Annotated in this window: 18 protein-coding genes; 7 read left to right on the plus strand and 11 right to left on the minus strand. The window is 46.1% G+C overall.

All coding sequences use genetic code 11. The annotated features are described in order from the left end of the window. Nucleotides 1–486 carry a hypothetical protein gene (locus SGRA_RS00995; RefSeq protein ID WP_014373222.1) on the plus strand — a complete coding sequence of 162 codons (486 nt, stop codon included), beginning with the start codon at nucleotides 1–3 and terminating at the stop codon, nucleotides 484–486. A gap of 192 nt (nucleotides 487–678) precedes the next feature. Continuing rightward, entirely contained in the window at nucleotides 679–2943 is a 2265-nt protein-coding gene (locus SGRA_RS01000; protein ID WP_014373224.1) for a hypothetical protein, read from the plus strand. 295 nt (nucleotides 2944–3238) lie between these two features. Here the strand turns inward: SGRA_RS01000 and SGRA_RS01005 are convergent, their stop codons facing one another. Beyond that, complete coding sequence (locus tag SGRA_RS01005; RefSeq protein WP_014373225.1) at nucleotides 3239–3940, minus strand: hypothetical protein; 702 nt, start codon at nucleotides 3938–3940, stop codon at nucleotides 3239–3241. 12 nt (nucleotides 3941–3952) lie between these two features. Beyond that, complete coding sequence (locus SGRA_RS01010; RefSeq protein WP_014373226.1) at nucleotides 3953–6406, minus strand: M48 family metallopeptidase; 2454 nt, start codon at nucleotides 6404–6406, stop codon at nucleotides 3953–3955. A gap of 603 nt (nucleotides 6407–7009) precedes the next feature. Between SGRA_RS01010 and SGRA_RS01015 the strand changes: the two genes are divergently transcribed. Further along, a complete protein-coding gene (locus SGRA_RS01015; protein WP_245538610.1) occupies nucleotides 7010–9490 on the plus strand; it encodes a patatin-like phospholipase family protein in 2481 nt (826 codons plus the stop codon). 221 nt (nucleotides 9491–9711) lie between these two features. Here SGRA_RS01015 and SGRA_RS01020 read toward each other — a convergent pair whose 3' ends face one another. Further along, nucleotides 9712–10995, minus strand: a complete 1284-nt coding sequence (locus SGRA_RS01020; RefSeq protein ID WP_014373228.1) for a leucine-rich repeat domain-containing protein — start codon at nucleotides 10993–10995, stop codon at nucleotides 9712–9714. Nucleotides 10996–11544: 549 nt separating this feature from the next. Between SGRA_RS01020 and SGRA_RS01025 the strand changes: the two genes are divergently transcribed. Continuing rightward, entirely contained in the window at nucleotides 11545–12843 is a 1299-nt protein-coding gene (locus SGRA_RS01025) for an aminopeptidase P N-terminal domain-containing protein (protein ID WP_041329797.1), read from the plus strand. A gap of 64 nt (nucleotides 12844–12907) precedes the next feature. Here SGRA_RS01025 and SGRA_RS01030 read toward each other — a convergent pair whose 3' ends face one another. From SGRA_RS01030 to SGRA_RS01060, 6 genes are all read right to left on the minus strand, one after another. Then, nucleotides 12908–13336: a hypothetical protein gene (locus SGRA_RS01030; protein ID WP_014373230.1), complete on the minus strand. Its 429-nt coding sequence runs from the start codon at nucleotides 13334–13336 to the stop codon at nucleotides 12908–12910. After that, entirely contained in the window at nucleotides 13320–14519 is a 1200-nt protein-coding gene (locus SGRA_RS01035; protein ID WP_014373231.1) for an AAA family ATPase, read from the minus strand. The genes SGRA_RS01030 and SGRA_RS01035 overlap by 17 nt, the downstream gene beginning before the upstream one ends. Nucleotides 14520–14879: 360 nt before the next feature. Continuing rightward, on the minus strand, nucleotides 14880–15740 hold the full coding sequence (locus SGRA_RS01045) for a hypothetical protein (RefSeq protein WP_014373233.1): 861 nt from the start codon (nucleotides 15738–15740) through the stop codon (nucleotides 14880–14882). A 192-nt stretch (nucleotides 15741–15932) separates the two neighbouring features. Next, entirely contained in the window at nucleotides 15933–17000 is a 1068-nt protein-coding gene (locus SGRA_RS01050; RefSeq protein WP_014373235.1) for a sensor histidine kinase, read from the minus strand. Nucleotides 17001–17076: 76 nt separating this feature from the next. Continuing rightward, nucleotides 17077–17766, minus strand: coding sequence for a response regulator transcription factor (locus SGRA_RS01055; RefSeq protein ID WP_002660455.1), 690 nt, complete (start codon nucleotides 17764–17766; stop codon nucleotides 17077–17079). 108 nt (nucleotides 17767–17874) lie between these two features. Then, on the minus strand, nucleotides 17875–19227 hold the full coding sequence (locus SGRA_RS01060; RefSeq protein WP_014373237.1) for a methyltransferase RsmF C-terminal domain-like protein: 1353 nt from the start codon (nucleotides 19225–19227) through the stop codon (nucleotides 17875–17877). A 201-nt stretch (nucleotides 19228–19428) separates the two neighbouring features. On the opposite strand from SGRA_RS01060, the gene SGRA_RS01065 reads away from it, so the two are divergent. The 3 genes from SGRA_RS01065 (at nucleotide 19429) to SGRA_RS01075 (ending at nucleotide 21470) form a co-directional block, all read left to right on the plus strand. Continuing rightward, nucleotides 19429–19884 (plus strand): hypothetical protein, encoded by a 456-nt coding sequence (locus SGRA_RS01065; protein ID WP_014373239.1) that lies wholly within the window; start codon nucleotides 19429–19431, stop codon nucleotides 19882–19884. A gap of 201 nt (nucleotides 19885–20085) precedes the next feature. Then, complete coding sequence (locus SGRA_RS01070; RefSeq protein ID WP_014373240.1) at nucleotides 20086–20610, plus strand: KdsC family phosphatase; 525 nt, start codon at nucleotides 20086–20088, stop codon at nucleotides 20608–20610. Continuing rightward, nucleotides 20580–21470, plus strand: coding sequence for a UbiA family prenyltransferase (locus tag SGRA_RS01075; RefSeq protein WP_014373241.1), 891 nt, complete (start codon nucleotides 20580–20582; stop codon nucleotides 21468–21470). Before SGRA_RS01070 ends, SGRA_RS01075 begins: the two co-directional genes overlap by 31 nt. A gap of 53 nt (nucleotides 21471–21523) precedes the next feature. Here SGRA_RS01075 and SGRA_RS01080 read toward each other — a convergent pair whose 3' ends face one another. Beyond that, nucleotides 21524–22195: an NUMOD4 domain-containing protein gene (locus SGRA_RS01080; RefSeq protein ID WP_014373242.1), complete on the minus strand. Its 672-nt coding sequence runs from the start codon at nucleotides 22193–22195 to the stop codon at nucleotides 21524–21526. Nucleotides 22196–22386: 191 nt separating this feature from the next. Continuing rightward, nucleotides 22387–23244, minus strand: coding sequence for a ChaN family lipoprotein (locus SGRA_RS01085; RefSeq protein ID WP_014373243.1), 858 nt, complete (start codon nucleotides 23242–23244; stop codon nucleotides 22387–22389). Nucleotides 23245–23246: the final 2 nt, after the last annotated feature.

Genomic DNA, 23246 nt, shown 5'->3' on the forward strand with positions numbered 1-23246 from the left:
ATGAATAAATCTGTTTTTGCGCTCTTTAGCCTTGGGCTTTTGCTCAGTCTATTTTGGGCCTGCGAGCCAGCCCCCATTTTTCCAGAAGAACCTCAGATTAGCTGGAACCGTTTTTCGGTAGACACCCTACAACAATTTACTGGGCAGATGAAACTCATCGTCAACTTTACCGATGGCGATGGCGACATTGGGAAATCGGGTAATGATACTACCTACAACATGATTATCATTGACAATCGGACCCAAGACAGCATCTACTACGTCATGCCCTATGTTCCGCAACAAGGGGTGGCCAATGGCATTTCTGGAGAGGTGGAAGTGGATATTAGCACAGTTTGCTGTATGGTTCCGGGCTTCCCTGTCCTTTGTAGCAATATTCCCAATGTCTATGACTCACTAAGCTATACCATTATGATCCGAGACCGAGCGGGTAATTGGAGCAATGAGATCGAGTCAGAACCCTTATATATTCGTTGTTTTGAATAATATTTTGGGGCCCGCGGCCGGCTAGGCTTTGCCTAGCTCGGCCGCCGCTATGCTGCGGGGCTCACAGGCCTGTTCGGCCCTGCAGGCAGGCTTCGCCTGCCTTTGGTCTGGCCTTCGGCCACCCACTCCGCAGCGCTGGGCCAAGCCCGCCGCCAAGGCCACTACTACTCATTATATACATAAAACTATCCCATGCGTTATTTTCTAACCCTATTGTGCTTATTTGGGCTCTATCAACGGCCCCAGCTCTGTTATTTTGATGATGGAGACTATCATTTTCGCTTTTTCGAGCCCAGAGTATCCACTGATTTGGGCGTTCGTTATTTACTAGACTATGAGCCCAGACTTTGGCGGGGCCGCAATGAAAACTTCAATCACAACCTAAGCGACTGGCAGCAGCAAATTGGCCAAGAAGTTACGATTACCGATTTAGAGCAGCTCATCTATCAAACCCCAGTAGAGACCATTTATAAGTATGGCCGAGACCGCAGGAGTTTGGAGCTAGCGGCTGCGGGCAACTCTGTTTTGCAAGCTTGGCAAAAGGACCGACAGCTCAAAAAAGAGATGGCCGACTACCTTTGCTTTGCCAAAGAGGCCGCCTTACATACAGGACAAAAAACCTATAGCTGGGACCTTAATGAGAAAGAGCGCAAAAAGCAAACTCGCCTATTGACTACTGGCGAAGAGGCGGCAGATAATGCTCGTCTAGACTTTATTCGTCAGCGCTATGGCTTTCAGCTTGTTCGTTTGGCCTTTTATACCTTAGGACCAAAAAGCTGCGCCGAATACTTTGATCGTTATTTTGCCCAAGGACCAAAAAACTACATCTATTACCGCGCCCTAGAATATAAGGCTGGAGGCGAAGAGGGGGCCAAAGCCAGCCATGGCTTTGCGGCTGTTTTTACGCATTGTGCCGACCGCCGGGCCTCTAGTCTCAATAGCTTTGCGCAAAAGCTGGCCGCCAATTGGGAGGAGGGCTTGGCCCTTTGCGAAACCGAAGAAGAAAAAGCAGCCTTTTATAGCATGCGGGCCTTGGTTCATGGGGGCAATATTAGCAAAGAGCTAGAGCGTGTACTCAAGATCAACCCCAACAGTCCCTTAGCCGAGCTGCTTTTGAGCCGTTTATTTGAGCATTTGGAGGGCAAAGCCTTTAAGTATGGCTACAATGAATACAAGAACTACCCTGAAATGCAGGCCCAGCACCGCCAAGAGCTGGCGAGCTTAGAAAAACAATTGGAACAGCAATTGGCCCAACCCAACTTAGACCGTCCACAGCTTTGGCAATTGGCCATGGCCTATATACAGCTCTTTGGGGGCAACTTTGATGAGGCCATGCGTTTGACCAGCAAAGAAAACTATAGCGACCAAATGCAAGCCGAAGCCGCACGCATTCATTTTGTGGCCCAATTGGCTAGTTTGGAAACCTTAGACATGGGCGCTGCTGCGCAGCTCTGGAAAGAACTAGAGCGCAACCCCTTCTTTAAGGACCAATATCAGTTGAAGCAATTTACCCAAGAGGTCTTTGCTGGAAAATTCTACAAACAAGGCGATTATGCTCGGGCCTTTTTGGTGCAAAACAATTTGCGGGCCGCCAAGGACCAGCTCAGTGCGCCTTTGCTCCGCAGCTTTGAGCAGTTGGTGAACAAGGCCCGTTGGTCCAACTACTTTGACAACTACTTGCTAGAAAAGCGCATTGGGGAAAATGCTGTAGACCAGATTAAGGAAATGCGTGGCGTTTATCACTTGCAGCGCTTTGAATTGGACAAGGCTATTTCGGCCCTGAGTAGTTGTAGTAAAGCCTTTCAGGCCAGCAGCCCTAGCTTTAACTCTAGTTACTTGGATAAGTCTATTTTTAGCAGCAAGATAAATCCTGCCGCCTACTATTTTGATATTGAGCAGCAGAACATCTATCGGATGTATGAGGAGCATGCTTTTTTGGCTCAGGACTACAATTTGCTCAGCTTTGCAAAGACGCTCAAAAAGCTGAAGGAAAAAGCCGAGAGTAATATTCCTCAGCGGGGAGAGTATGCCTATATTTTGGCCCAAGCCCTTTACAATATTGGTCCAGCGGGCTGGCATCGTCCGGCCATTTATTACAGTAGTGATAATGGGGGGCATTCGGCCTGGTACGACTTCGGCAAAGAGGAGAAGTTGGCCAAAAGCTTTGCGGGAGCGAGTTGGGAGCGGCAGCGATATTATAATCCCGACCTAGCCATTAAGTATGTAGAAATTGGCTTAAAGGCGGCAGACATCAATGACGAACTTGCGGCCCAATTGAATTATTTGGGCGCGCAGATAGAGCTTAGCCGTCCGCATATTTTGGGGCATTATTGGGACTGGGAAGATAATGTCAAGAAAAGCAAACACAAAGACTACCTCAAAGCCCTTAAACAGTATAAGGGGACCAGTTTTGAGCGAGAAGTTTTGAATGAATGCTATTATTATAGAGCGCTTTAAGTAATTAGCGGGCTGGCTTCAGTATTGAAGCCAGCCCGCTTTTCATTTGCGTTCTACAGGGCCGCAGGCAATAGCCAAATTTAAACGCACTCACTTAAAGCAGCGCGATTAAATCTGGCTGAGGGATGGATAAGGGGGCGGCGCAGCCGCAGACCCAGCAAAATGAGCCTAGCGAAATTTTGCGCAGGGCCGAGCAGACCTGCGAGCCCTGACACAGCCCGACCCAAGGCCGAAGGCCGCAGGGGCAGCCCCAAAAAAGCAAAAAAAAAGCGCCCCAAAAGGGACGCTTAAAGGATTAGATTTCTCCGCGCTCAAATTTGAAGAGGATATCCTCAAACTCTTTTAGGCTAAAAGAAACTTCATCGATAGAGAGGCCTTCATTTTCGGCCTTTTGCTCTAGGTAGTTGAGGCAGCGGAGGTAAAGGCCACGGCCTACATTGCTGATTTCGGCAATATCTTCAAGGCTTTCAATTATTTTATCTTTTTTAATTAGGCCCCAAGTCATTTTGTTCGCCCCCATGAAAAGCATGCTGTTATAGTGCGGGCTTTCAAAGGATTTGATCTTGAATTGTGCGTTTTTCTTAAAGTCATTGATGAAAGGATGAGTTTGGACTAACTTGAAGTAGAAAAAGTTGCCAATAGTCTGTAGCTCAAAGAAATCATCTTGATAGATAGGGGTAACTTTCTTGTCTCTAACCTTTAGGCCTACTTGTGTACGCTTTAGGCAATAGAGTTGTCCATCCTTTTTATAAAAGGCGAGCTGATTAACGTCCCAAATAGATTTGAGTGTTTCCCCATTGGCTAGTTCAGCCTTAATGTTATAGGCAAAGCACTCTTTTTTTTCTAGGGTAAACCTAACTAGTCGAGCTTTTTTGACTTCCTTAATGGTTTGGCCTTCATCTTTTAGTAAGGCCTCAATATTTTTGTAGTAAGTGCCTTGCGCTTGAAGGCTAAGGCCTATAAATAGCAGCAAAAAGCTGCAAATTATTGATTTCATATTTGGTGGTTATTAGTCTTGCTTTTTGATGCGTTTGATGTCTTTGCGAATTTGACTTTTTATTCTTCTAGGCAGGCTACCTAGCTTGGGTATTCCTATTTTATTATAAAAACCAATAGTTTCATAGGTCGAATTAGCGGTATTAAAAATAGAGCTAAAGTAAAGCTGCTCACTAACAACACCCAATTTCAGGTCAGCATTGACATAGCTAGCAACACCAATTGCTGCCCCCCCTGCTATCAATAAAGCATAACTTAAACCGAAACTTCTGTCCTCTTCTTTTGACATTTCTGCATTTAACATAATAGCTCCTGCAATAAATGAGACTGCTCCAGCTGCAACAGCAATTTGAATAGGCGTATTGATTTTACGATTATATCCCTGTTGAATATATCCTCCGGTAACGATATAAGGAGTGCCGTATTTTTTACAGATTCTATCTACTTCTCTTTGGTTAAAGATAGGGTGATGGCGGCTGTCTAAATTCATACGGAAGCGAAGCCAGTCCTTAATCGTGGCCACTTCGGCATAGCGTTCTGCATCTAGCTCTTCTACATTGCGGTTATCCAATGTTTGAACATGTAATCCCTCTTTTTCTGCAGCCTTATTCACTTCGCCATAGAACTTTGTTAAGATTTCATCTCGTTTTTCAAAATCTAGGCTTGTTTCTGTTTCGCCGAGAAACTTGGGAGCTTTCTTAACTGCTAACAAATACGGATTAACATAAAGAACAGAGTCGATACCCAAACCTGGCGCTTTGGCTTTTTTATCTGCTTTTCGGGCTTGAGCTTGATCAATTGAATCTTTTTGCATCAATTGCTGATGATAGTCTTCTACCTGTTCGTAGTCCGTTTTAAAGGCCTCATCGACCAAGAGGTCTGAAAGTAGATAGCGAGCAATATTATAGCCCTTATTCAAATCACTATAGCCATAGCTTTTGCGATAACTATTGAACAGCGTTTTGAGCTTTACGTCTTGCAAAGCTTTGGGTAGACTATCTTTGGTCACTTTTGCTACAGCATACTCTTGCTCGGCGGGGGCCTTGGCTAGATAGGCTTTAATTTCAGCCGCTGTCATCGCCTCAGGCAATTGATCGAAGCTAGGAACATGCTGTTGCAGCACATAGATCGCATCTCGATAATAGTTCTCAAAGTATTTATCTTCTGGATAATCTCTCTGCAACTTCCAAGCCTTGTAAAGGGTCAAACTAGCTAGTTCTACAGCACGCAGGTTACTGCTCATGAAATAAAGCTGCTGTTGCCCCCCCTCAATTTTGCTATAGGTTTTTAGCTGGCGACGATAATCACTGTTCATGAAGCTGCTTGCTTCATACATGCTAAAGCGAGAGATAGCATGCAGGGCCTGAACCTCTACTTCTCTAAGGTAACGGCTATTGGGCTCTTCTTTGCGTAGCAATTGAACCACATAGAGTGCATCTTCAAAGCGGAAGTTATGTAAATAGTAAGAGGCTAGCTCAAAGCGAGCAATTTTGCGGATGCGCTCAAATTCTGCCTTGGGCTCAATAAAAAATTGATCGCCAGTGGTTTTTCCAGAAATTGCCTCTTCTACGACCTCCCAACGGCGAAGCGTACTGGGGTGAGTGCTTCTGAGGGTATCGGTATTTTCCGAATCATCGACCCAGGCTGAAATAGCATTCAAACTATCCTCGGGCAAAAAGATAGAGGGATCTAGCTGACAGCTTCCCTCATTAAAATATTGAAGATCAAAAGCGGTGGTATCATACAGCAAATAAGCGTAATTGAGTAGACTAAAGGCCGACTTGAGGGCTGCTGTGCTGTACTGGGTTTTCAGGAAAATATCTAAGCCCCCTTTATCCGCTTCAAATTCGAGCTCTCTAGAATAAGAGTTAGACTCCAAGAGGGCGCTATTAAAGTCTGTTTTCTTGAACAGACTTCTTTGCTTGCTCTCTTTTAGAATCGCCAAGTCTTTTTCGTACTGGCTTAGACTATGTTGTTTTTGTACGTGCATCAATTCATGAGAAAGCACGAAGGCCAACTGGGCCTCATTCTCCAACTGGGCCAAAAGGCCCATATTGACACAAACCACCCCAGTGGCGGTAGCAAAAGCATTTACTGCAGAAGAGCGAATAACAAAGAAATCTACCTTGCCTTTGAGCTCTGGAGTATGCTCTAGCAGGCGGTTTCCGACCTTATTCACATAATCATTGACGGGCGTACCAAAAAGGACCTTGCCCGAGCGGAGCAAATCATCAATGCTGTAAATAGTTTGTTGTTGAAACTTTGCCTGAGTTTTACGGTCTTTGTTGCTTAAGCCCGGATCTAGTTGGGCCAATCCTAACTCATACTTTTGTGCTGAGCTGAGTAGAAAACGTTCGGGGACTTCACCGCTAGCCGACAGACAGCGGTAATCGTCAAAATCTTGCGCCCAACCCTTTTGTCCAATAAGCAGGAACAGAAGAAGGGCCCAGAATTGCATTTTTTGCATGGTTCTAGTTCTAAAAAAAGTGTTAAAATAAATTTCTTTGTACTAGATGCAAATCTATAGCTTTTGGTTCCTTTCTTCAAAAAAATATTTTCAGTAAAAATGATGAACTTTAAAGTATACAGCTTAATCTATTAAAAAACATTTTGCTCAATTCAAAGTAAACCTACTTAAATACTGTTAATTGAGCAGGACATCAAAAATAAATAGCTAAATGGGGGAAGGCATCTTAATTTAATCCATCTTAGGCCCAATAAGTGACGGCCTAATAAAATCAAATAACATCTTATTATTTTCTGGTGGTCCTAGAGGCCCGCAGGCAATAGCCAAATTTAAACGCACTCACTTAAAGCAGCGCGATTAAATCTGGCTGAGGGATGGATAAGGGGGCGGCGCAGCCGCAGACCCAGCAAAATGAGCCTAGCGAAATTTTGCGCAGGGCCGAGCAGACCTGCGAGCCCTGACACAGCCCGACCCAAGGCCGAAGGCCGCAGGGGCAGCCCCAAAAAAGCAACTCACATAGTTTAGAAAAAAATAAAATTCCTTTTTTCTGCCTGAAATGCCTACATTGAATAACAAACAAACGATCCCCTTAAAACAAGATTGATGATGTCTAAAACTCTGCGCCTAGGTTTTATTATGGGAGGTGGCGTCTCTCTGGGCAGTTTTTCTTCGGCTGCGCTCTGCGAATCGATTAAGCAGCTATTAGTTTATGCGGAATATGAGGATACTGCTGGGCAAAAGCGGCCTTATACCCGCATTGAAATTGATGTGCTCACGGGCTCTAGTGCGGGGGCCATTAGTTTGGGAATTATGCTTAGGGGTTTGGCCAGCCCTAGAGATCAATATCAGTTTTTGGGCTATAACTCCTACCCTCATTTTCGGCAGGAATTGCAGCAAGAACTGCTGGGTCAATTTGGGGAGGCCGCCTATAAAATGATGGGCGAGCAGCCTGAAAAGTTTGAGGATTTGCTGGCCATTCAGGGCGTTCAGAAGCTACAAGAGCACATCTGGGCCAAGGAGGTCAATTTAGGCGAACTCTTGGCTCAGAACAAAGAAAAAGTAAAGACGCAGGCCGGTTTATTGGACCGCAGTTATATAGATGAAATGGGTCATCGCTACTTTGGTTTTCCGCAGCAGCAGCCCGTAGTCAGTCAGCGGCGGCTCTTGGCCCCAAGGGTTCTTTTTGCCTGTACCCTAAGTAATTTGCAGGCCCTCAACTTGCAAGGCAGTCAAAAGGGATCGCCTTTTGGCTCGGCCCTCAATGATGCCGAAGTCTATAAATCTCATGCGGAACTGCGTTGCTTTGACCTCAACTTTGGGGAGGTCAAAGAGGAGTTTTTCCACCACTACCCTATTCCTTGGCGGCAATTTCATTTGGGGCCAGCCTACTGCTATGAAAATAAGGGGCAACAAAAAGAAATGGGCAGTTTGCTCAATATGGCCTATTGGCAAGAGCTCTCGGCTAGTTGTATTGCCTCGGCGGCTTTTCCCTTGGCTTTTGAGCCTGTTCGCCTTCGTCGGTATCGGCATGAATTGCAGGACCGCTGGCCAGAAGCCTTGGCGGCAGAAGACAGCCATATTTTTACCTATGTAGATGGTGGAATGTTTAATAATGAGCCGATTCGAGAGGCCATGCGGCTGGGTAGTTATTTGGACCAGCTGCATAAGGGCGGACCAGATTACGACCGCTTGATGCTTTTTGTCGATCCTATTGTGGGCGAAATTAAGGAGGATTTTCAGGAGGGCTCTACGCAGGTATTGGGGCTGCAGCGTTCTTGGTTGACTGGTCGAGCCAAATGGGGCGCACGTTCGCCTTTGGCCCGAATTGGCGACAAATTGCCCAAGTTAGTCTCGGCCCTTTTGCATGAATCTCAGCAGGGAGAATGGCGCAAAATCAAGGCGGTGGTGGATCGTTTTGAGGAGCGCAAAAAGCTCCGACAGTATCAAAAACTACAGTATTCGGGCAAACAGCTTCCGCCCCAAGAGCGGCAGGTCCTTCGGCAATTTATAGAAGAAAAGCTGGCCCAATTGCGTCAGGGGCTCTACCTGCCGCCGGCCTATTTGCAGCTGAGCCAAGAGCTCAGCCGAATCCTAAGTGAGGAGCAAGCCTTTTTTGCCGATAAATTGCCCTGGCAAGATGCGCAGGCGCTTTGGGACAGCCTTTATGCCTATGTAGAGGAGCAAAAAATCAAGGCGGAAGAGCAGGCCGCTTGGGACCTTGCCTTGAGCTTTTTGGGCCTAGATTTAGGGCTGGGCTTGCTGGCCAAAGAACAAAAGGCCAAAATTGTGGGCATTGCCCCCTTTGACTTTTACCGCTCGGAAAAAGAGCCCTATGGCCTGCTTCAGCTGCCCGGTTTGGGCCTTTCGGGTTTTGCGGGCTTTGCCTCGGAGGCGGCTAGTCGCTATGAGGCCCGTTATGCGGCCTACTGCAGCTTCAGAATTTTGAGAGAACTGGGCTATAGCAGCGCCCCCGCCGATCTGATGCAGCGGCCGCCGGCCTTCTCTTTAGCACAATTTGACCAGCCCTTGCTCAATGGGGTTCGAGAGGCCTTGCTGCAGCGTTTTTCGCAGCTGGTGCCTTCAGAATATCGGCGGGCGCTGCCTTTTTTAGAGGGCTTTTTATCGGATAGTTTGGATCGTTTTATCGGGCAAAATATTGGTCCAAAACGCAAGTGCATCCATATCGAGTTACGCCTACATTTGGCCAAGGATACCTACTGTTTGCGGGGCTATGATGAAGAAGGAGCATACAAAAAAAACCAGCTCAATCCTAAAAACTGGGCTGGCCGAGAATATATCATCACTAAGGTCGACTACTACCCGGAGCTTCAGACTTGGTCGGGCCCCAATTTAGGTCCCGATAATCGCCTTTGGCTAGACCGTATTCGCCTCTTTAATGAGCAGGAATTTATGCCCTTGCCCCTGCCCAAAATTCCAGAGGGACATCCGGCCTATCTGCGGGCCTATCCCGTTTTTGAGCTAGATTTGCGCACAGAAACTGAAATTGGCGTTGGCCGAGCCATTAGCGCCGAGGAATGGCAACTCTTGCCCGATCCCAAAAGTCTAGATACTCCTGAGTATTAGGATCTTTTTTTGGGGCTGCCCCGCCCTGCGGGCGGGTCGGGCTGTGTCAGGGCTCGCAGGTCTGCTCGGCCCTTCGCAAAAAATGCTGCGCATTTTTGCTCGGTCTGGCCTTCGGCCCCCCTTATCCATCCCTCAGCCGAGGCGCTACGCGCCTTTGCGGCGGCTTTGCCGCCTTGCAGAACGCAAAAGCGCCCGTTCTTTGAAGAACGGGCGCTTTTTTTCTAATACTGAATAGCCGTATAAGGCAAGAGCTCTTTTAGGGCTTGAATATCTTCTAGGGGAATTTCGGTATTATTGAGGTAGAGGCCAGAGAGCTGCGGCATATTGCCCAGACAGCTTGGCAATTCTTTGATTGGATTGCCCTGTAGCTCGAGTAGGCGCAAATTGACCAATTGGTCGAGATTATTGGGAATCCTTTCAATTTTATTCTTTTGCAAAGAGAGCGTTTGCAGGGCGCTTAATTGGGCCAAATCTGCAGAAAAGGCCAGAATAGCATTTTCCTCTAGATTAAGATTTTTCAAGCTCTTTAGTGTTTCAATATTTTTGGGCAGCTCTTCGAGCAGGCCCTTTTTGAGAGAAAGCCTTTGGAGATTGGGGAGTTCGGCCTGAGAAAAATCGAGGGTTTTAAATTGGCCCTCATCTAGCTCTAGTTCTTCTAATTGGCCTAAACGCAAAAAGAAAGAAGGCAAGTTAGCCCCTCTAGACTGGCTGAGGTACAAGCGTTTTAGTTTAGGCACCTCGAAGCGTTCTTTTTCGGAGAGTTTTTCAAAATTGCAGCCCTCCCAATGTAGTTCTTCTAGGGCGGGCAGATAGCAAGCCCATTCGGCTACAAAAACGGGGTGTAAAGCTTGGCAATAGCCCAAATTGAGGTGCGTAATTTTTTCATTTCGGTAGAGGTCCATAGGGATTTGATAAAGCGGATTGCCGGCCAAATCTAGAAAATAGAGTGACTGTAATTGGCCCATACTTTTGGGCAGCCGTTGGATACTATTATAGCCTAGCTGGAGCTCCTCTAATTTTTCTAATTGACCCAGGGTTTCGGGCAAGCGTTTAATTTGATTATCTCTGAGGTCCAACACTCTAAGTTTAGTCAATTTACCCAAATACTTAGAAATATCTTTGATACTATTGTAGCGCAGGCGCAACTCTTCTAAGTTGGCAAGTTTGCCTACAATTTTGGGAATATCCGTCAGTTGGTTTTTCTCCAACTGCAAAAGCTGCAAATTTTCGAGTTTGGCCACCGAGGCGGGCAACTTATGAAGATTATTATTTTGCAGATATAGGCGTTGGAGTTTATAGAGCTTACTAATTTCTTTGGGTAGATCGGTAATTCCCTGAGAGCGAAGATCTAATATATAGACAAACTCGGGGTTGGCTAGGGCCTCATCTAGATTGCGGTAAATTTGTGTTTGCTCCAGCTCTTTATCAGATAATAAATATTGTTGTGCGAAGCTGGGAAGGGCCAAAAATAGCAGGCCCAAACAAAGACCAATAGTTTGATTCATAAAATCCTGATTAGCATTTTTTTTAATGGAAGCGACTTCCTAAAGCAGTAGGTACTAAAAAGGGGATAGCAGGGACATGGAGCACTTAAAAGAAAGTCTTTTTTTAGGAAAAGACAAGAAGAAGACCAATAGTTTTTAAGGAAATCTAAAGGTAGTAAAGAATTTGTTAAGTGCTATGGGGGCTTAGAGGGCCGTCAGGCCCGCAGGCCTAGCGATGTGCAGCAGTGGCCCGCAGGGCCAGACCCAGGCAGCTTTGCTGCCGCAGGGCCGAGCGAACAGCGAGCTGCGGAACGTAGCGCCCGCCGCAGGCGGACAACAAGGCGCAAGCCGCAGTTCGACGACCAGAGGGAGTAACGCCCAAAAAGAACAGCGAGCTGCGCAACGACAACAAGCCCTTTAGGGCGTCTTCGACGACCGAAGGGAGTAACCGCCGCTACATTATATTCTGTGGAGGCCCCAAAAATTTCTAAAAAAAACCTAAAAGGCGGCTTGATTTGGTCCTTTAAGAGAAAAAAATTAGCTTTCGGGATTGCATTTTTAAAACACATCATGATGAAACGATACCAAGATATTCCCGCTGCGCTTTTTCAATTGAATCGGCAGCGATTTATGCAAAAAATGAAGCCCAACAGCATTGCGATTTTCCATGCGGCGGACCTATTGCCGCGTAATGGGGACTGTTTTTTTCCTTTTCGGCAAGATAGCGACCTTTTTTATCTTTCTGGTTTAGATCAGGAAGAGGTCGTCTTGGTACTTTACCCCAATTGCCCCAAAGGCAAAGCATTTGAGGAGGTAATTTTTACGAAAAAGACCAGTGAATATATTAAAATTTGGGAGGGTTATAAGTACACCAAGGAAGATGCGGCTCAGACTTCGGGGGTATCTACGGTGGCTTGGTTAGACAGTATGCCGGCCATGCTCAATGAGATGATTTTGTTGGCCGATACGATTTATGTTAATGGCAATGAGAATGATCGGGCGGCTTCTGAGGTGCCTAACCGCAACCAGCGCAAGGCCTTGGAGTTGAAGCATCAGTATTCGGGGCATGAGTTTTTGCGTGCTCAGCCTATTTTGAAGGAACTGCGGATGCAGAAAACGGAGGAAGAGGTTAAATTGATGCGGGCGGCTTGTGAAATTACGAATCGGGCCTTTCGCAGAGTATTGCAAACAACTCGTCCGGGCCTAAAAGAGTATGAAGTAGAGGCGGAGGTCATGCATGAATTTATTCGCTCTGGAGCTTCTGGGCATGCTTATTCGCCTATTATTGCGTCTGGGCCAGCGGCTTGTATTTTGCATTATAATGACAACAATGCCATTTTGCAGGATGGCGATTTGATGTTGATGGATTTTGGGGCAGAATATGGCAATTATGCGGCAGATTTATCGCGTACGATTCCGGTAAATGGTCGTTTTACAGAGCGCCAGAAGGCGGTTTATGAGGCGGTGTTGCGGGTAAAAAATGAGGCCCAGCAATTGCTTCGTCCGGGCAATAACTTGACCGATTACCATCAGGAAGTGGGGCATATTATGGAGCTAGAGCTCATTGGTTTGGGCTTGCTTAGCCAAGAAGAAGTGGCCCAGCAAAACCCGGCCATGCCTGCTTATAAGAAATATTTTATGCATGGCACCTCACATCATATTGGTTTGGATGTGCATGATTTGGCCAACCGCTATGTCGAATTTAAGGAGGGGATGATCTTTACTTGCGAGCCCGGTATTTATATCCCTGAAGAGGGCTTGGGCGTGCGCATTGAGGATGATTTGCTCATCACGGCAAATGGGGTGGATAACCTCATGGGGCAAATTCCAATTGAGGTGGAAGAAATCGAAAGCTTGATGAATGCTTAAGCTTTTGCGCTGAATAGACAAAGCCCGCTACTGTATAGTAGTGGGCTTTGTTGATTTTTGGGGCCTAGGTGTGCTTCTTTGGGCTTGGGTAGAATTTATGCTCAGGGTCCAAAAAGACTAATTGAAAGCATTGTTGTTCCATGAATCCGATTAGCCGACGCTTTCCAGTCAGGCGTAAAGAAGCCCAACGAGCAGTTCCAGGAATATTGCGGGGCTGCTTAAAAGCAGAGCCCTTGGGAATATTTGGCCCATAAATTTTGAGTCGCTGATCCCTTTTCAACTCATGTACACTAGAGTTAGCTAAGTTAACCAAGCTATCCAATGCATCTGCTAATAGGCCATTTTTTTCCCAATATTTAAAGGGATATAATTGCGTTCTGGAAAAATAAGCAAAAGCAAATTTGAGCAGCTGCCCATCGCCTGTTTCCCTTTCATCAAGATCTTTAGACTCCCGCTTAGGGCCTTTTCTCTCTCGTCTATTCTTCTTGCCCATACTCCAATAATTTTTCTTCTAACAGCTGAAGCTCTGGCAAAGCCCCATATTTCCCCTTCAAATAGTTCTTATCTAGTTTCTCATCATTTCGGACCTTGTAATCTAGTAGCGAATAAAGTTGAGAAGCCCCTCTGGGCGTTTTCTCGACAAAGTAAATTTGATCCCTACGCAAAAGCTTTTGCGCTAGCAAACGAGGATTGTGTAAACTAAAGGCAAACTGCGCCCCTTTTTTATTGTGCTGATGAAATAGCTTCAACAAAAGCTCTAAGAGTAAAGGATGAAAACTAGCATCTAGCTCATCTATAAACAAAACCTCTTGCTCTTCTAGCGCTTCATAAATAGGGGCCAAAAAGCAAAGCAATTTTCGAGTTCCTGTAGACATCCGCGCTAAAGGCAAACCTTGACTTTCTATCCCCTGTCCACTCTCATCAAATACCTGATGCCAAAAGCAATATTCTCTTTTTCCAGACTCCTTACTTAAAGAAATTCGCTCAATGCCCAAAGGCTGCATAAACTGCTGTAGCCAAAGTCTAAATCGCTCATCTTCCTCAAACTTTTTCAGCCCAAATCCCAGTATTTGCTCTCCCTTTAGACCCGTTAATACATTCACCTTAGCAACATAATCCAAAATAGACTTAGCAATTGTTCCATTAAACTGCGCACAAACAAGCAAAAACAATACATCGGGCCTCGTCTTTTCGGCTAAGCGATCGCCTTCTGAAAACAAGTCCTTATCATAATCAATTTGCTGCTTCTCCCGCTGAAAAAGCTCCTCTTCTTTGTTCCAACCTCGATACAGCCATTCCGCCTGCAGTTTGCCCTCAAAAATCTCAAAACCATAATGATAAAACTGCCCCTCTGCAGCAAAAACGAGCTCAAAAAAAGAGCTTTCTTGGGCTGTAGTAGGAGAAAACAAAAAGGCCGTACTTTTCCCCGCATCTTCCTTAAAAATAGTGTCCAAACCATGTCTCATACAGTCTAGCATAAACCTTAAGGCCAAAAAAAGGTTGGTTTTTCCGCTAGCATTGGCCCCATAAATAGCCAAAGACTTCAATATTTTGTGCCCCTCCAAGTAAAATATATTCTCTTCTTCATGCTCTTTGGTCGTCTTATTTCCCAAAAAACTCAGAATAGCTTCTTCTTTAAAAGAGAAAAAATTCTCTACTGCAAATTGTATTAACATAGCTCCTAAAGGATTTCGCTTTATTCAATTCAGCAATATACTTCTGTTTTGTGATTTTTTCACAAAAATTACAGCTTTTTACCATCCATTTTTTAGGTATTTGGGGCCTCCTGCCTGCGGCAGGCGCTACGCTTCAGGGCTCGCTGTTCGCTCGGCCCTGCGGCCTAACGGCCTTGGTCTGCGGCTTCGCCGCCCCCTTTCGCATCGCTAGGCCTGCGGCCCTTCGGGCCTGTAGGATGAATATATAGCCCTCTGGCTTGAAAATCTTATGAAATAACTCTAGGAATAAAATCTTGGACCTACAAACAAAAAAGCGCCTTCTGAACAGAAGGCGCTTTTTGCATGACATCTAAGGAAAGCTTAATCAACAAAAGCTTTTAATCCCCGCAAGCCCATATCCACTACAGATTCTGGATTATTGGGCCCTACATCCCATTTTCCATTGCCATTGAGGTCTTCCCATTCAAAGCTTTTGTTGGTCGACAAGCTCATGTTGATTTCAATATCTTCGGTTTCATTGCCTGTAATGCTCAGAATTTGGTCCAATTGACCAGTGACAATGCAGCTACCGGCCGGAATAGGCGAGCTGGCTGCCAAAGGATTGGGCACGGTGGTCCCTGCGGCCTGACCAGAAGTTAAATTAAAGGGCGTTTCAAAGGCCCAAAATCCCTGCAACTTATTGGCATTAACGGCCAAAGATTGTTGGTCCACCACTACCGTATCGATATAGGTATTATAGCCCACAAAACTAGCCAAACGGCCAGTAAACGCCTGGTTATTATAATAGAACGCTACCCCATAGTTTTGGTAGGCCAAAGAAAGACGGAGCCACTCATAGTCGCCCAGAGGAAATTGAGAAATGGGGACCTCCAAAAAAATATCACCAGAAGCGGTAGCTTTCCGCTGCGAGAAATCAATAGCTTGATCGCCGCCAGTAGTCACTTCTGGAGCATGATACAAAACTGCCCCATCGCCCAATTGGGTATAAGCCGAGGGAGCCAGCTCTAAATAATGGGCCGTAATTTCGTAAAAATCGGGATCTTGGCCCGCATGCCCTGCGGGCATAGCTGCAGGCTGCCCCAAATTATCTAGCCGCTCTTGGCTAGGGTCTACCGAAATGCGGAAAATGACTTTAGCCTCTTCTGTTTGAGGATCGGGCGTTTCTTTTTTGCAGGCCCAAAGCAAGGGCAAAGCAGCAAATAATAAGAGAAATTTGTTCATTAGCAGTTTAGTTTAAAGCATGAAGAATGGTCCAAATGGCCCAGCGCTGCGCAGCGGTGGCGCGAAGCGCCAGACAGAGCAAAAAAGCTCCGCTTTTTTGCGAAGGGCCGAACAGACCTGTGAGCCGCGCAGCATAGCGGCGGCCGAGCTAGCCAAAGGCTAGCCGGCCGCGGGCCCCAAATCCTCATTATCCTAGCCCTTATATTTGGCCAAAGTAAAGCCAAAAGTAGAGCCCACACCTAGGCGGCTGCGCACATTTATTGTCTGTTGATGCGCCTCCACAATATGCTTAACGATAGAAAGGCCCAGACCAGTGCCCCCCTCATGTCGAGAGCGGCCTTTGTCTACCCGATAAAAGCGCTCGAAAAGGCGGGGCAGATGCTCTTGGGCAATGCCCTTGCCCGTATCGGAAATCTCGATCAGAACATTTTGGTCCAAATCGTAAAAACCAATGAGGGTATGGCCTTTTGGGCGGCCATATTTGATCGAATTGGAGACCAAATTGACCAAAACCTGCCGAATCATCTCGCGGTCGGCTTGTACAATATAAGGTTTTTTGGCCGTGTCCTTGAAGCGCAGATCGATCTGCTTTTTCTCGGCACTGATCTCCATGCTTTCCACCACCTCTTGGGCCAACTCCTGAATATCAAAAGGCTGCATTTCTAGCTCTACTGCACTAGACTCAAATTTAGAAATCTGATTGAGCTCTTGGACAATCTCTGCAATGCGTTCCACATTATCAATGGCCCGTTGCAAATACTTATCTCGGATCATTTCATCCTCCAAACCGCCATCGGCCAAGGTATACAAATAGCCCTGCATATTAAAGATAGGCGTTTTGAGTTCATGCGAAACATTATCAATAAACTCTCGGCGGTATTGCTCCATTTTTTTGAGGTAACGAATCTCTTGGGTCCAGTCTTTGGCCCATTCGGTCACCTCTTTTTCTACTCGGTCAATAATATGATTGCGCATATCAATATTAAGCGGCTTGCTTGATTTAGGGGCCTTTAGGCTGTGTATCGACTTATAAATCAACTTCACTTTGTTATAGATAAACTTGCGCAAAGCCCGATGGCTAGCATAGTAGCCCGTGCCCAAAAAGATCAGGAAGGCGGGCAAAAGTGCCCACCAACTGAGTAAGCTAGGCAGCAACAGCTTGAGCGCAATCAAGCCAATTAAGGCCGGCAAACTGGCTTGTAGGGCCGTGAGAAAGGCCAATAATTGGGGCGTAGGATTTTTAGGCGCCAAAAATAACATAGGGTCAAAATTTAACAAAAGGCAAAAAAAGAGGAGAGTCAGCTAAGTACTCTCCTCTTTATTATTTCTTCAAAAATTAAAACTCAAACTTATAACCAATCCCCTTAATGGTCTTGATATAATACTCGCCAATCTTCTCTCGAATTTTGCGAATGTGCACGTCAATTGTTCGGTTACCGACAATCACATCATTGCCCCAAACATTCTTAAAAATCTCTTCGCGAGCAAAGACTTTTCCGGGTTTAGAGGCCAACAAACAGAGCAGTTCAAACTCTTTTTTGGCCAAGGCAATTTCTTCTTCTCCTCGAATCACCAAAACTCTTTCCTTATCAATGACGAGGTCCGCCACCCGAATTTGGTCCCCTTCTTCTTGCGGGCTATTATTATAGCGTCGCAAAAGGGCCGCAATTCGGCTGATGAGCACTCTAGGGCGAATCGGTTTGGTGATGTAGTCATCGCCTCCCACTTCAAAACCCACAATCTGCGAGTAATCCTCGCTTCGGGCCGTGAGAAAAGCAATAATGGTGTGTTCAAATTCGGGCTGGCTACGCAATTCTCGGCAAACCTCTACCCCGTCTAGCTCAGGCATCATAATATCGAGCAAAATAAGGTGAGGTTGTACTTCCTTGGCCTTTTCTACGGCTTCCATGCCGTTTCTGGCCGTACTCACCTGATAGCCTTCTTTGATGAGATTGTAGGTAACGAACTCCAAAATATCGGGCTCATCATCTGCAATTAGAATTTTGTAGTCCTTTTGGTCTTTCATAACAGGCAGCTTTGTTTTGCGCAAAGTTAAGCTTTTTTAGAGAAAAGCAGGGCGACTATTCGGGCTTGTCTATAGACATTTTCTATTAAGAAATCGTAAACATTGAGATTAACGCTGTCTGAGCCGCCAATGTTTGGGGTAATAGTTATTCATTCTCCCCCCTGCCAAGCCCTTGGCCCAGCCTAAAGGCAAGCCCTGATAATGGAGTTGAAACCAGCCTTTGGGCATGTTTTCTAAGGATAAAACTTCTCCTCTCAAATAATTTAAGGCCGCTTCTTTTTCTAACTCTATGCTCGGAAAAGCAGATTTGGCCCAAGCCAAACTCTGCCCACTACTCGCCAATGGGCGATATTTTGCCCCTTTTTGCTCCAATAAGTTGGCCCCCGCCTGCAAAAGATATAAGGATTGGGCCAATTGCTCGCCCAGTTTTTTATGCGCTTTGGGAAAGGCTAAAATTTCTTCTCCTCTCGACCAAAAGTCTAGCCCCCAAGCCACATCCAGTTTTTTGGCCCAATTATCCAACTCCTTAACGGCCTTAAAACTAGGCTTTTTAGGCGCTTTGAGCTTTTTGGCTCGCCCCGCTTTTCTCCGAATTACCGACAAAAAGAAGCCTTCTCCAGAAACCAGCCCCGGATAGGCCCGATAGCCCAAATTGCTTTCGATAAAGCCCCAGTTTTCATCTAGCGCCAAACGCAATAGCTCCAAATCTTCCCGCTCGGCCAAAAGCCGCTCGATTTGCTCCTCATTTTCATGTCGGTTAAAGGTGCAAGTGCTATATACCAAAACCCCTTCCGGCGCCAAACAACCAATAATTTGGTCCAAAATCTCATTTTGTCGACTCGCACAATGCTGCATATTGGCCAAAGACCACTCGCCTCGACTAGCCGGCAATTTTCTAAACATCCCCTCTCCAGAACAGGGCGCATCCACCAAAATGAAGTCAAAACAATGCTTTAGGTCCTTAAAATCAGCAGGGCGGTTACAAGAAATCCAAACATTCGGCCGGCCCCATTTCTGTAGGTTTTCGGCCAAAATATGGGCTCTAGATTTGACCACCTCATTGGCCAATAATAAGGCATCAGCAGGCAGTTGAGCGGCCAATAAAGTTGTTTTTCCACCCGGTGCTGCCGATAAATCTAGGGCCGCCAGATTTTCTTTTTGTGGTAAATGCTGCCGAATCACCTGCGCCAACAACATCGAAGAGGCCTCTTGCACATAATAGGCTCCCGCATGCCAAAGCGGATCTAGGGCAAAGTTTGGCCGCTCCAACAAATAATAGGCATCCGCAGACCAAGGCAGGGGCTGCAACTGCTCGGCCCAAGGCAATTTGGTCCTTTTATACGGATTTTGCCGCAGAGAAAGCGGCTTTTCCTCGGCTTCTAGCCCCGCCTGCAAATTGGCCCAATCCGCCGCAGGCAATTGCTCCTGCATCAACTGACAAAAGTCCTCTGGTAACTGCATTTCTTTTTTTTTGCAAAAAAAGCCCTTTTTTAAGGGGATCCCTAATTTTATTTATTTTTTTTGGGGCTTGCCCGCCCTGCGGGCGGGCCGGGCTGTGTCGCAGCTCGCTGTTCGCTCGGCCCTGCGCCGCCTTCGGCGGCTGGGTCTGGCCTGAGGGCCACTGCTTTCCATCCCTAAGCCTGCACGACCAAAATCAGCATTATGAAAAAAACAATCTTCTTTCTTCTCCTTTCTATGAGTTTTTGGGCCTGCCAAACCGCAAGCGAAGAGCAGCCGGTCCAAACAGAAAAACAAGAACAAACTAAGGGTCAGGCCGCAGCGCCAAAAGCTACTGTTTCTGGAAAACTGGCTTATCCGGGGCATTTGCCCAAGGACCTCACCATTGTGGCCCGCAATATTGGAACAGGCGCCATGATGACCACTAGAGAATTTGACCGCTCTACCCTAGAGTATGAGCTAAAATTGCCCGCAGGCCAATATGAAATTTTTTCGCTCACTCAAAGTCGCCCCGGCCAAAAAGCCTATTACTCAGAATATATGCTTTGCGGAGAAGGACCAAATTGCAAGTCGCATCGGCCAGTTATCCTAAATTTAGAAGCGGGCAAAAACTACCCACATATCTCCCCCTCCGATTGGGCCGCCTTTGACAAAAAATAGCTGCATGTTAATGACTGCCCAGCCTTCCCCGCCCCGCCCGGCGCCTATCGGCTGAGGGATGGTAGGGGGGCGGCGCAGCCGCAGACCCAAGTTTTTGAGCGCAGCGAAAAAACTGCAGGGCCGAGCAGACCTGCGAGCCCCGCACAGCCCGACCCCAGCCGAAGGCTGGGGCAGCCCCAAAAAATCAATAAACTACTACTTATGAGTTTTCTAAACTACTTATCTGAAATTAAGACCTTCATTTTTGATGTGGATGGCGTTTTTACGAATGGCGAACTGCTGGTGCAGGAAGATGGCCGTTTGCTACGCAGCATGAACGTTAAAGATGGCTTTGCCTTTAAGCTGGCCCTAGAAAAAGGCTATGAGATTTTTATCATTACGGGCGGCCGTTCTGAGGGCGTTTGGCGCCGTTTTGAGGGTTTGGGCCTGCCTGCTGGCAATTATTTTGCGGGACAGCACGACAAACTTTCTTGTATGCGAGAGCTGATTGAAGCCGAGCGCATCAATTTGGACCACTGTTTATATATGGGCGATGATTTGCCAGATTATGCGCCTATGCGCTTGGTGGCTTTGGCTTGCTGCCCAGCCGATGCCGTGCCTGAAATTCAGGCCGTTAGCCAATATGTTTCGCCTAAAAAAGGGGGCTTGGGTGCTGTGCGTGATGTCATTGAGCGAGTCTTAAAAGTGCAGGACCAATGGCCGCAGGAAAAAATTACGGAGCTCTAATAGGCGCTTTTTTTCGCCTGATTCGCTGGCCCAATCTACTTCTGTTGTGGATTGGGCAAGCTTTGTTTTACCTCCTACTTTTACGCCCCTTAGGCGAAGAAAATTGGTCCATTTATCTACTTTATGCTTTGGCAACAGTTAGTTTGGCTGCTGCGGGCTACCTCATCAACGACTATTACGATTTGGAAATAGATCGTTTGAATGAGCGGAAAGGGCCATTGGGCCAAGAAATTTCTATTTTTTGGGGCTTTGTTCATTATGCTTGGCTACAGCTCTTGCCCTTAAGTTTGGCGGCTATTTATTCGCCAAGCTTTCTTTTGCCCATTTTGCTGGGCATTAGTTTTTTGCTTTGGGCCTATTCTGCTCATCTTAAGGCTTGGCCTTTGGTTGGAAATTTATTGGTGGCGGCTTTAGTCTTGGCGAGTTTGGGCCTCTATTATATAGAAGCCCTACCCTATTTGCGAGAAAACCGCTGGGCCAAAACCTTTTTTGAGGCCTATTTGGTTTTTGCCTTTGGCAGCAATTTGGTCCGAGAAATAGCCAAAGACCGAGAAGATCTAGCAGGCGACCAAGCCAAAGGGACCTTTACCTTAGCCTATTATCTGCCTAGCTGGGCCCTCAAAAGTTTGCTCTTTTTTCTTCTTTTGGGCAGTTTGGGTACAGGAGTGGGTTTAGTTTGGCCTTATTTCAGGCTATTTTCAGGCTATTTTTGGGGTCATTTTTTGTTGCTAGCAGCACTTTTGTTTTTGCTTATTTTTGTCTTAATCCGAGCAAAAACTAAAAAAGATTGGCGCCAACTCAGTCTGTTACTCAAAATATATATGGCCTTAGGCTTAGCGGCCTTGGCTTGGTTGCCATAAAAAAAGAGCCCCTGAAAATTCAGGGGCTCTTTTGTAAAAAAGCAGGCTAAAACCTAATCCTCCTCGGCTAGGCGGCGCTGTTTTTCAGTATCTAGCTGAAGCACGCGCTCTTTCAACTCTTCTAAGCTAATATCCTTAGCGGCAGCCAAATCTTCTTCTGTTGGATGAACATGAGACCAGTTTAGGCCACGCTCAATACGATAGATTTGCATAGGCGTAATGGCAAAAGCCTCGGCCAATTCTCTCTTTTTGAGTTTGCTGCGCTTAGAAGCACTTTTGAGCAAGCGCACCTTAGCGGGGCTCATGCGGTAGTGACGTTCTTTGCGGCTACGGGTATCCTTATAATTAGGACTATTTTGCATGTACTCTCTCCATTCATCATGGTTGAGCCACTTAATATTGGTCCATTTATTATTTGAACGGTCATAATCTACATGCACCGCATGATTAAACTCATCAGAGGGCTTTTCGCAGAAATGAGTAGCGATAAAAATATGTAGAGCTAGCTCGCCATAAGTTTTATCTGCCAAGCGAATATGCAAACGGCGGAAACCGCGGTGGTCTACAGAGCCTTTCAACAAACGCTCACCAGTGGTGCGTTTATGATAGCTCTTAATGCGGCCCATATTAGAGATATAGTATTCGAAGTGTAGAGTTGGGCGACCAAAATCTACTTTTTGCCAAACTTCACCGGGAAGTGTGGTCACTTTTTGACTTGCATCCATTGGACAAGGAGATTTTAAGTAAAAAAATAAGTTGTCTGAGTTAGGCACTCATTAAAGATACAAAACTTTGCTGTTCTGTAATTATCTTGACTTAAAGATAAGGCATCTTTATTGCCTAAACAAGCATTTACTATTTTTTTTTAGTTTTTCGCCTACTTTATATCTCTGATAACAGCTATTTCCCCATTTTTCTAATAAGTTTTGGTCATTCGGCTAGGGACGACAAGGATATAGTCTGCTTTTTTGTAGTGTTCTCGGTCCAATTTCGAGATATCTTCTTGTTCTACGGTAGTAATTACGGCCAGTTTAATTTCGGGTTTTTCCTCTTTAATATAGTAGACGATTCCCTCATGAAAATCGGAGTGGAAGCTTCCGTTGAAGTGTAAGAACAGCTCGCCTTCATTCCAGTTAGAGAGGGTAAAATGGGCCATAGTAGCATCTTTTAGCATTTGGGCATGCGGAAAACTTTCGTCTCCGCCGGCCATATCGAGCATTTTTTGGTAGCAGCCTAGTTCCATATTGGTGGCAATGGGCAGGGGGGCAAAAAAGACCTTAGAATACTCGGGCAGATTATCGAGTTGGTCTAGGCCTTGGCGGCTCACCATAGAGGCATATCGGCGGGGGACATTGGTGCAGGCGAAGCGCAGGCCATTTTCTCTTGCAAACTCGACTAATGGTTTATAATCGGTGCGGTAATTGGGCCAAAGACGCATTTCTTTTTCAAAATTGGAGCTACTGATGTAGCCAAAAAAGTACTCATTCATAATCACCTGATTATCGGCCTCAAACATTTCGGCCCCCATCACCAGCTCCTCTCCTCTTTGGGCGTAAAGGTCGCGGCTGAGCTCAAGTTGCAACCAGTGGCTAATTGTATTATTATGCAGTTCGCCAAAAAAGACCATATCCTGCTTGCTCAATTGCTTAAGCATTTTTTTGTACTTCAGTTTTTTGCCTTTGCTATCATAAAGTTGGTAGGCTTCTTTTTCTTGGGCCATAGTTTGCCCAACAGTTAGGCTAAGTAGGAGTAGCAGACTCCAAAATGTTTTCATAA

Origin of the sequence: Saprospira grandis str. Lewin (assembly GCF_000250635.1) — a bacterium.
Classification (GTDB): Bacteria; Bacteroidota; Bacteroidia; order Chitinophagales; family Saprospiraceae; genus Saprospira; species Saprospira grandis.

What these genes read in the sequence shown, in the direction of transcription:
- SGRA_RS00995 (WP_014373222.1), top strand. Translation starts at nt 1, where the DNA reads ATGAATAAATCTGTTTTTGCGCTCTTTAGCCTTGGGCTTTTGCTCAGT.
- SGRA_RS01000 (WP_014373224.1), top strand. Translation starts at nt 679, where the DNA reads ATGCGTTATTTTCTAACCCTATTGTGCTTATTTGGGCTCTATCAACGG.
- SGRA_RS01005 (WP_014373225.1), bottom strand. Translation starts at nt 3,940, where the DNA reads ATGAAATCAATAATTTGCAGCTTTTTGCTGCTATTTATAGGCCTTAGC.
- SGRA_RS01010 (WP_014373226.1), bottom strand. Translation starts at nt 6,406, where the DNA reads ATGCAAAAAATGCAATTCTGGGCCCTTCTTCTGTTCCTGCTTATTGGA.
- SGRA_RS01015 (WP_245538610.1), top strand. Translation starts at nt 7,010, where the DNA reads ATGATGTCTAAAACTCTGCGCCTAGGTTTTATTATGGGAGGTGGCGTC.
- SGRA_RS01020 (WP_014373228.1), bottom strand. Translation starts at nt 10,995, where the DNA reads ATGAATCAAACTATTGGTCTTTGTTTGGGCCTGCTATTTTTGGCCCTT.
- SGRA_RS01025 (WP_041329797.1), top strand. Translation starts at nt 11,545, where the DNA reads ATGATGAAACGATACCAAGATATTCCCGCTGCGCTTTTTCAATTGAAT.
- SGRA_RS01030 (WP_014373230.1), bottom strand. Translation starts at nt 13,336, where the DNA reads ATGGGCAAGAAGAATAGACGAGAGAGAAAAGGCCCTAAGCGGGAGTCT.
- SGRA_RS01035 (WP_014373231.1), bottom strand. Translation starts at nt 14,519, where the DNA reads ATGTTAATACAATTTGCAGTAGAGAATTTTTTCTCTTTTAAAGAAGAA.
- SGRA_RS01045 (WP_014373233.1), bottom strand. Translation starts at nt 15,740, where the DNA reads ATGAACAAATTTCTCTTATTATTTGCTGCTTTGCCCTTGCTTTGGGCC.
- SGRA_RS01050 (WP_014373235.1), bottom strand. Translation starts at nt 17,000, where the DNA reads ATGTTATTTTTGGCGCCTAAAAATCCTACGCCCCAATTATTGGCCTTT.
- SGRA_RS01055 (WP_002660455.1), bottom strand. Translation starts at nt 17,766, where the DNA reads ATGAAAGACCAAAAGGACTACAAAATTCTAATTGCAGATGATGAGCCC.
- SGRA_RS01060 (WP_014373237.1), bottom strand. Translation starts at nt 19,227, where the DNA reads ATGCAGTTACCAGAGGACTTTTGTCAGTTGATGCAGGAGCAATTGCCT.
- SGRA_RS01065 (WP_014373239.1), top strand. Translation starts at nt 19,429, where the DNA reads ATGAAAAAAACAATCTTCTTTCTTCTCCTTTCTATGAGTTTTTGGGCC.
- SGRA_RS01070 (WP_014373240.1), top strand. Translation starts at nt 20,086, where the DNA reads ATGAGTTTTCTAAACTACTTATCTGAAATTAAGACCTTCATTTTTGAT.
- SGRA_RS01075 (WP_014373241.1), top strand. Translation starts at nt 20,580, where the DNA reads ATGGCCGCAGGAAAAAATTACGGAGCTCTAATAGGCGCTTTTTTTCGC.
- SGRA_RS01080 (WP_014373242.1), bottom strand. Translation starts at nt 22,195, where the DNA reads ATGGATGCAAGTCAAAAAGTGACCACACTTCCCGGTGAAGTTTGGCAA.
- SGRA_RS01085 (WP_014373243.1), bottom strand. Translation starts at nt 23,244, where the DNA reads ATGAAAACATTTTGGAGTCTGCTACTCCTACTTAGCCTAACTGTTGGG.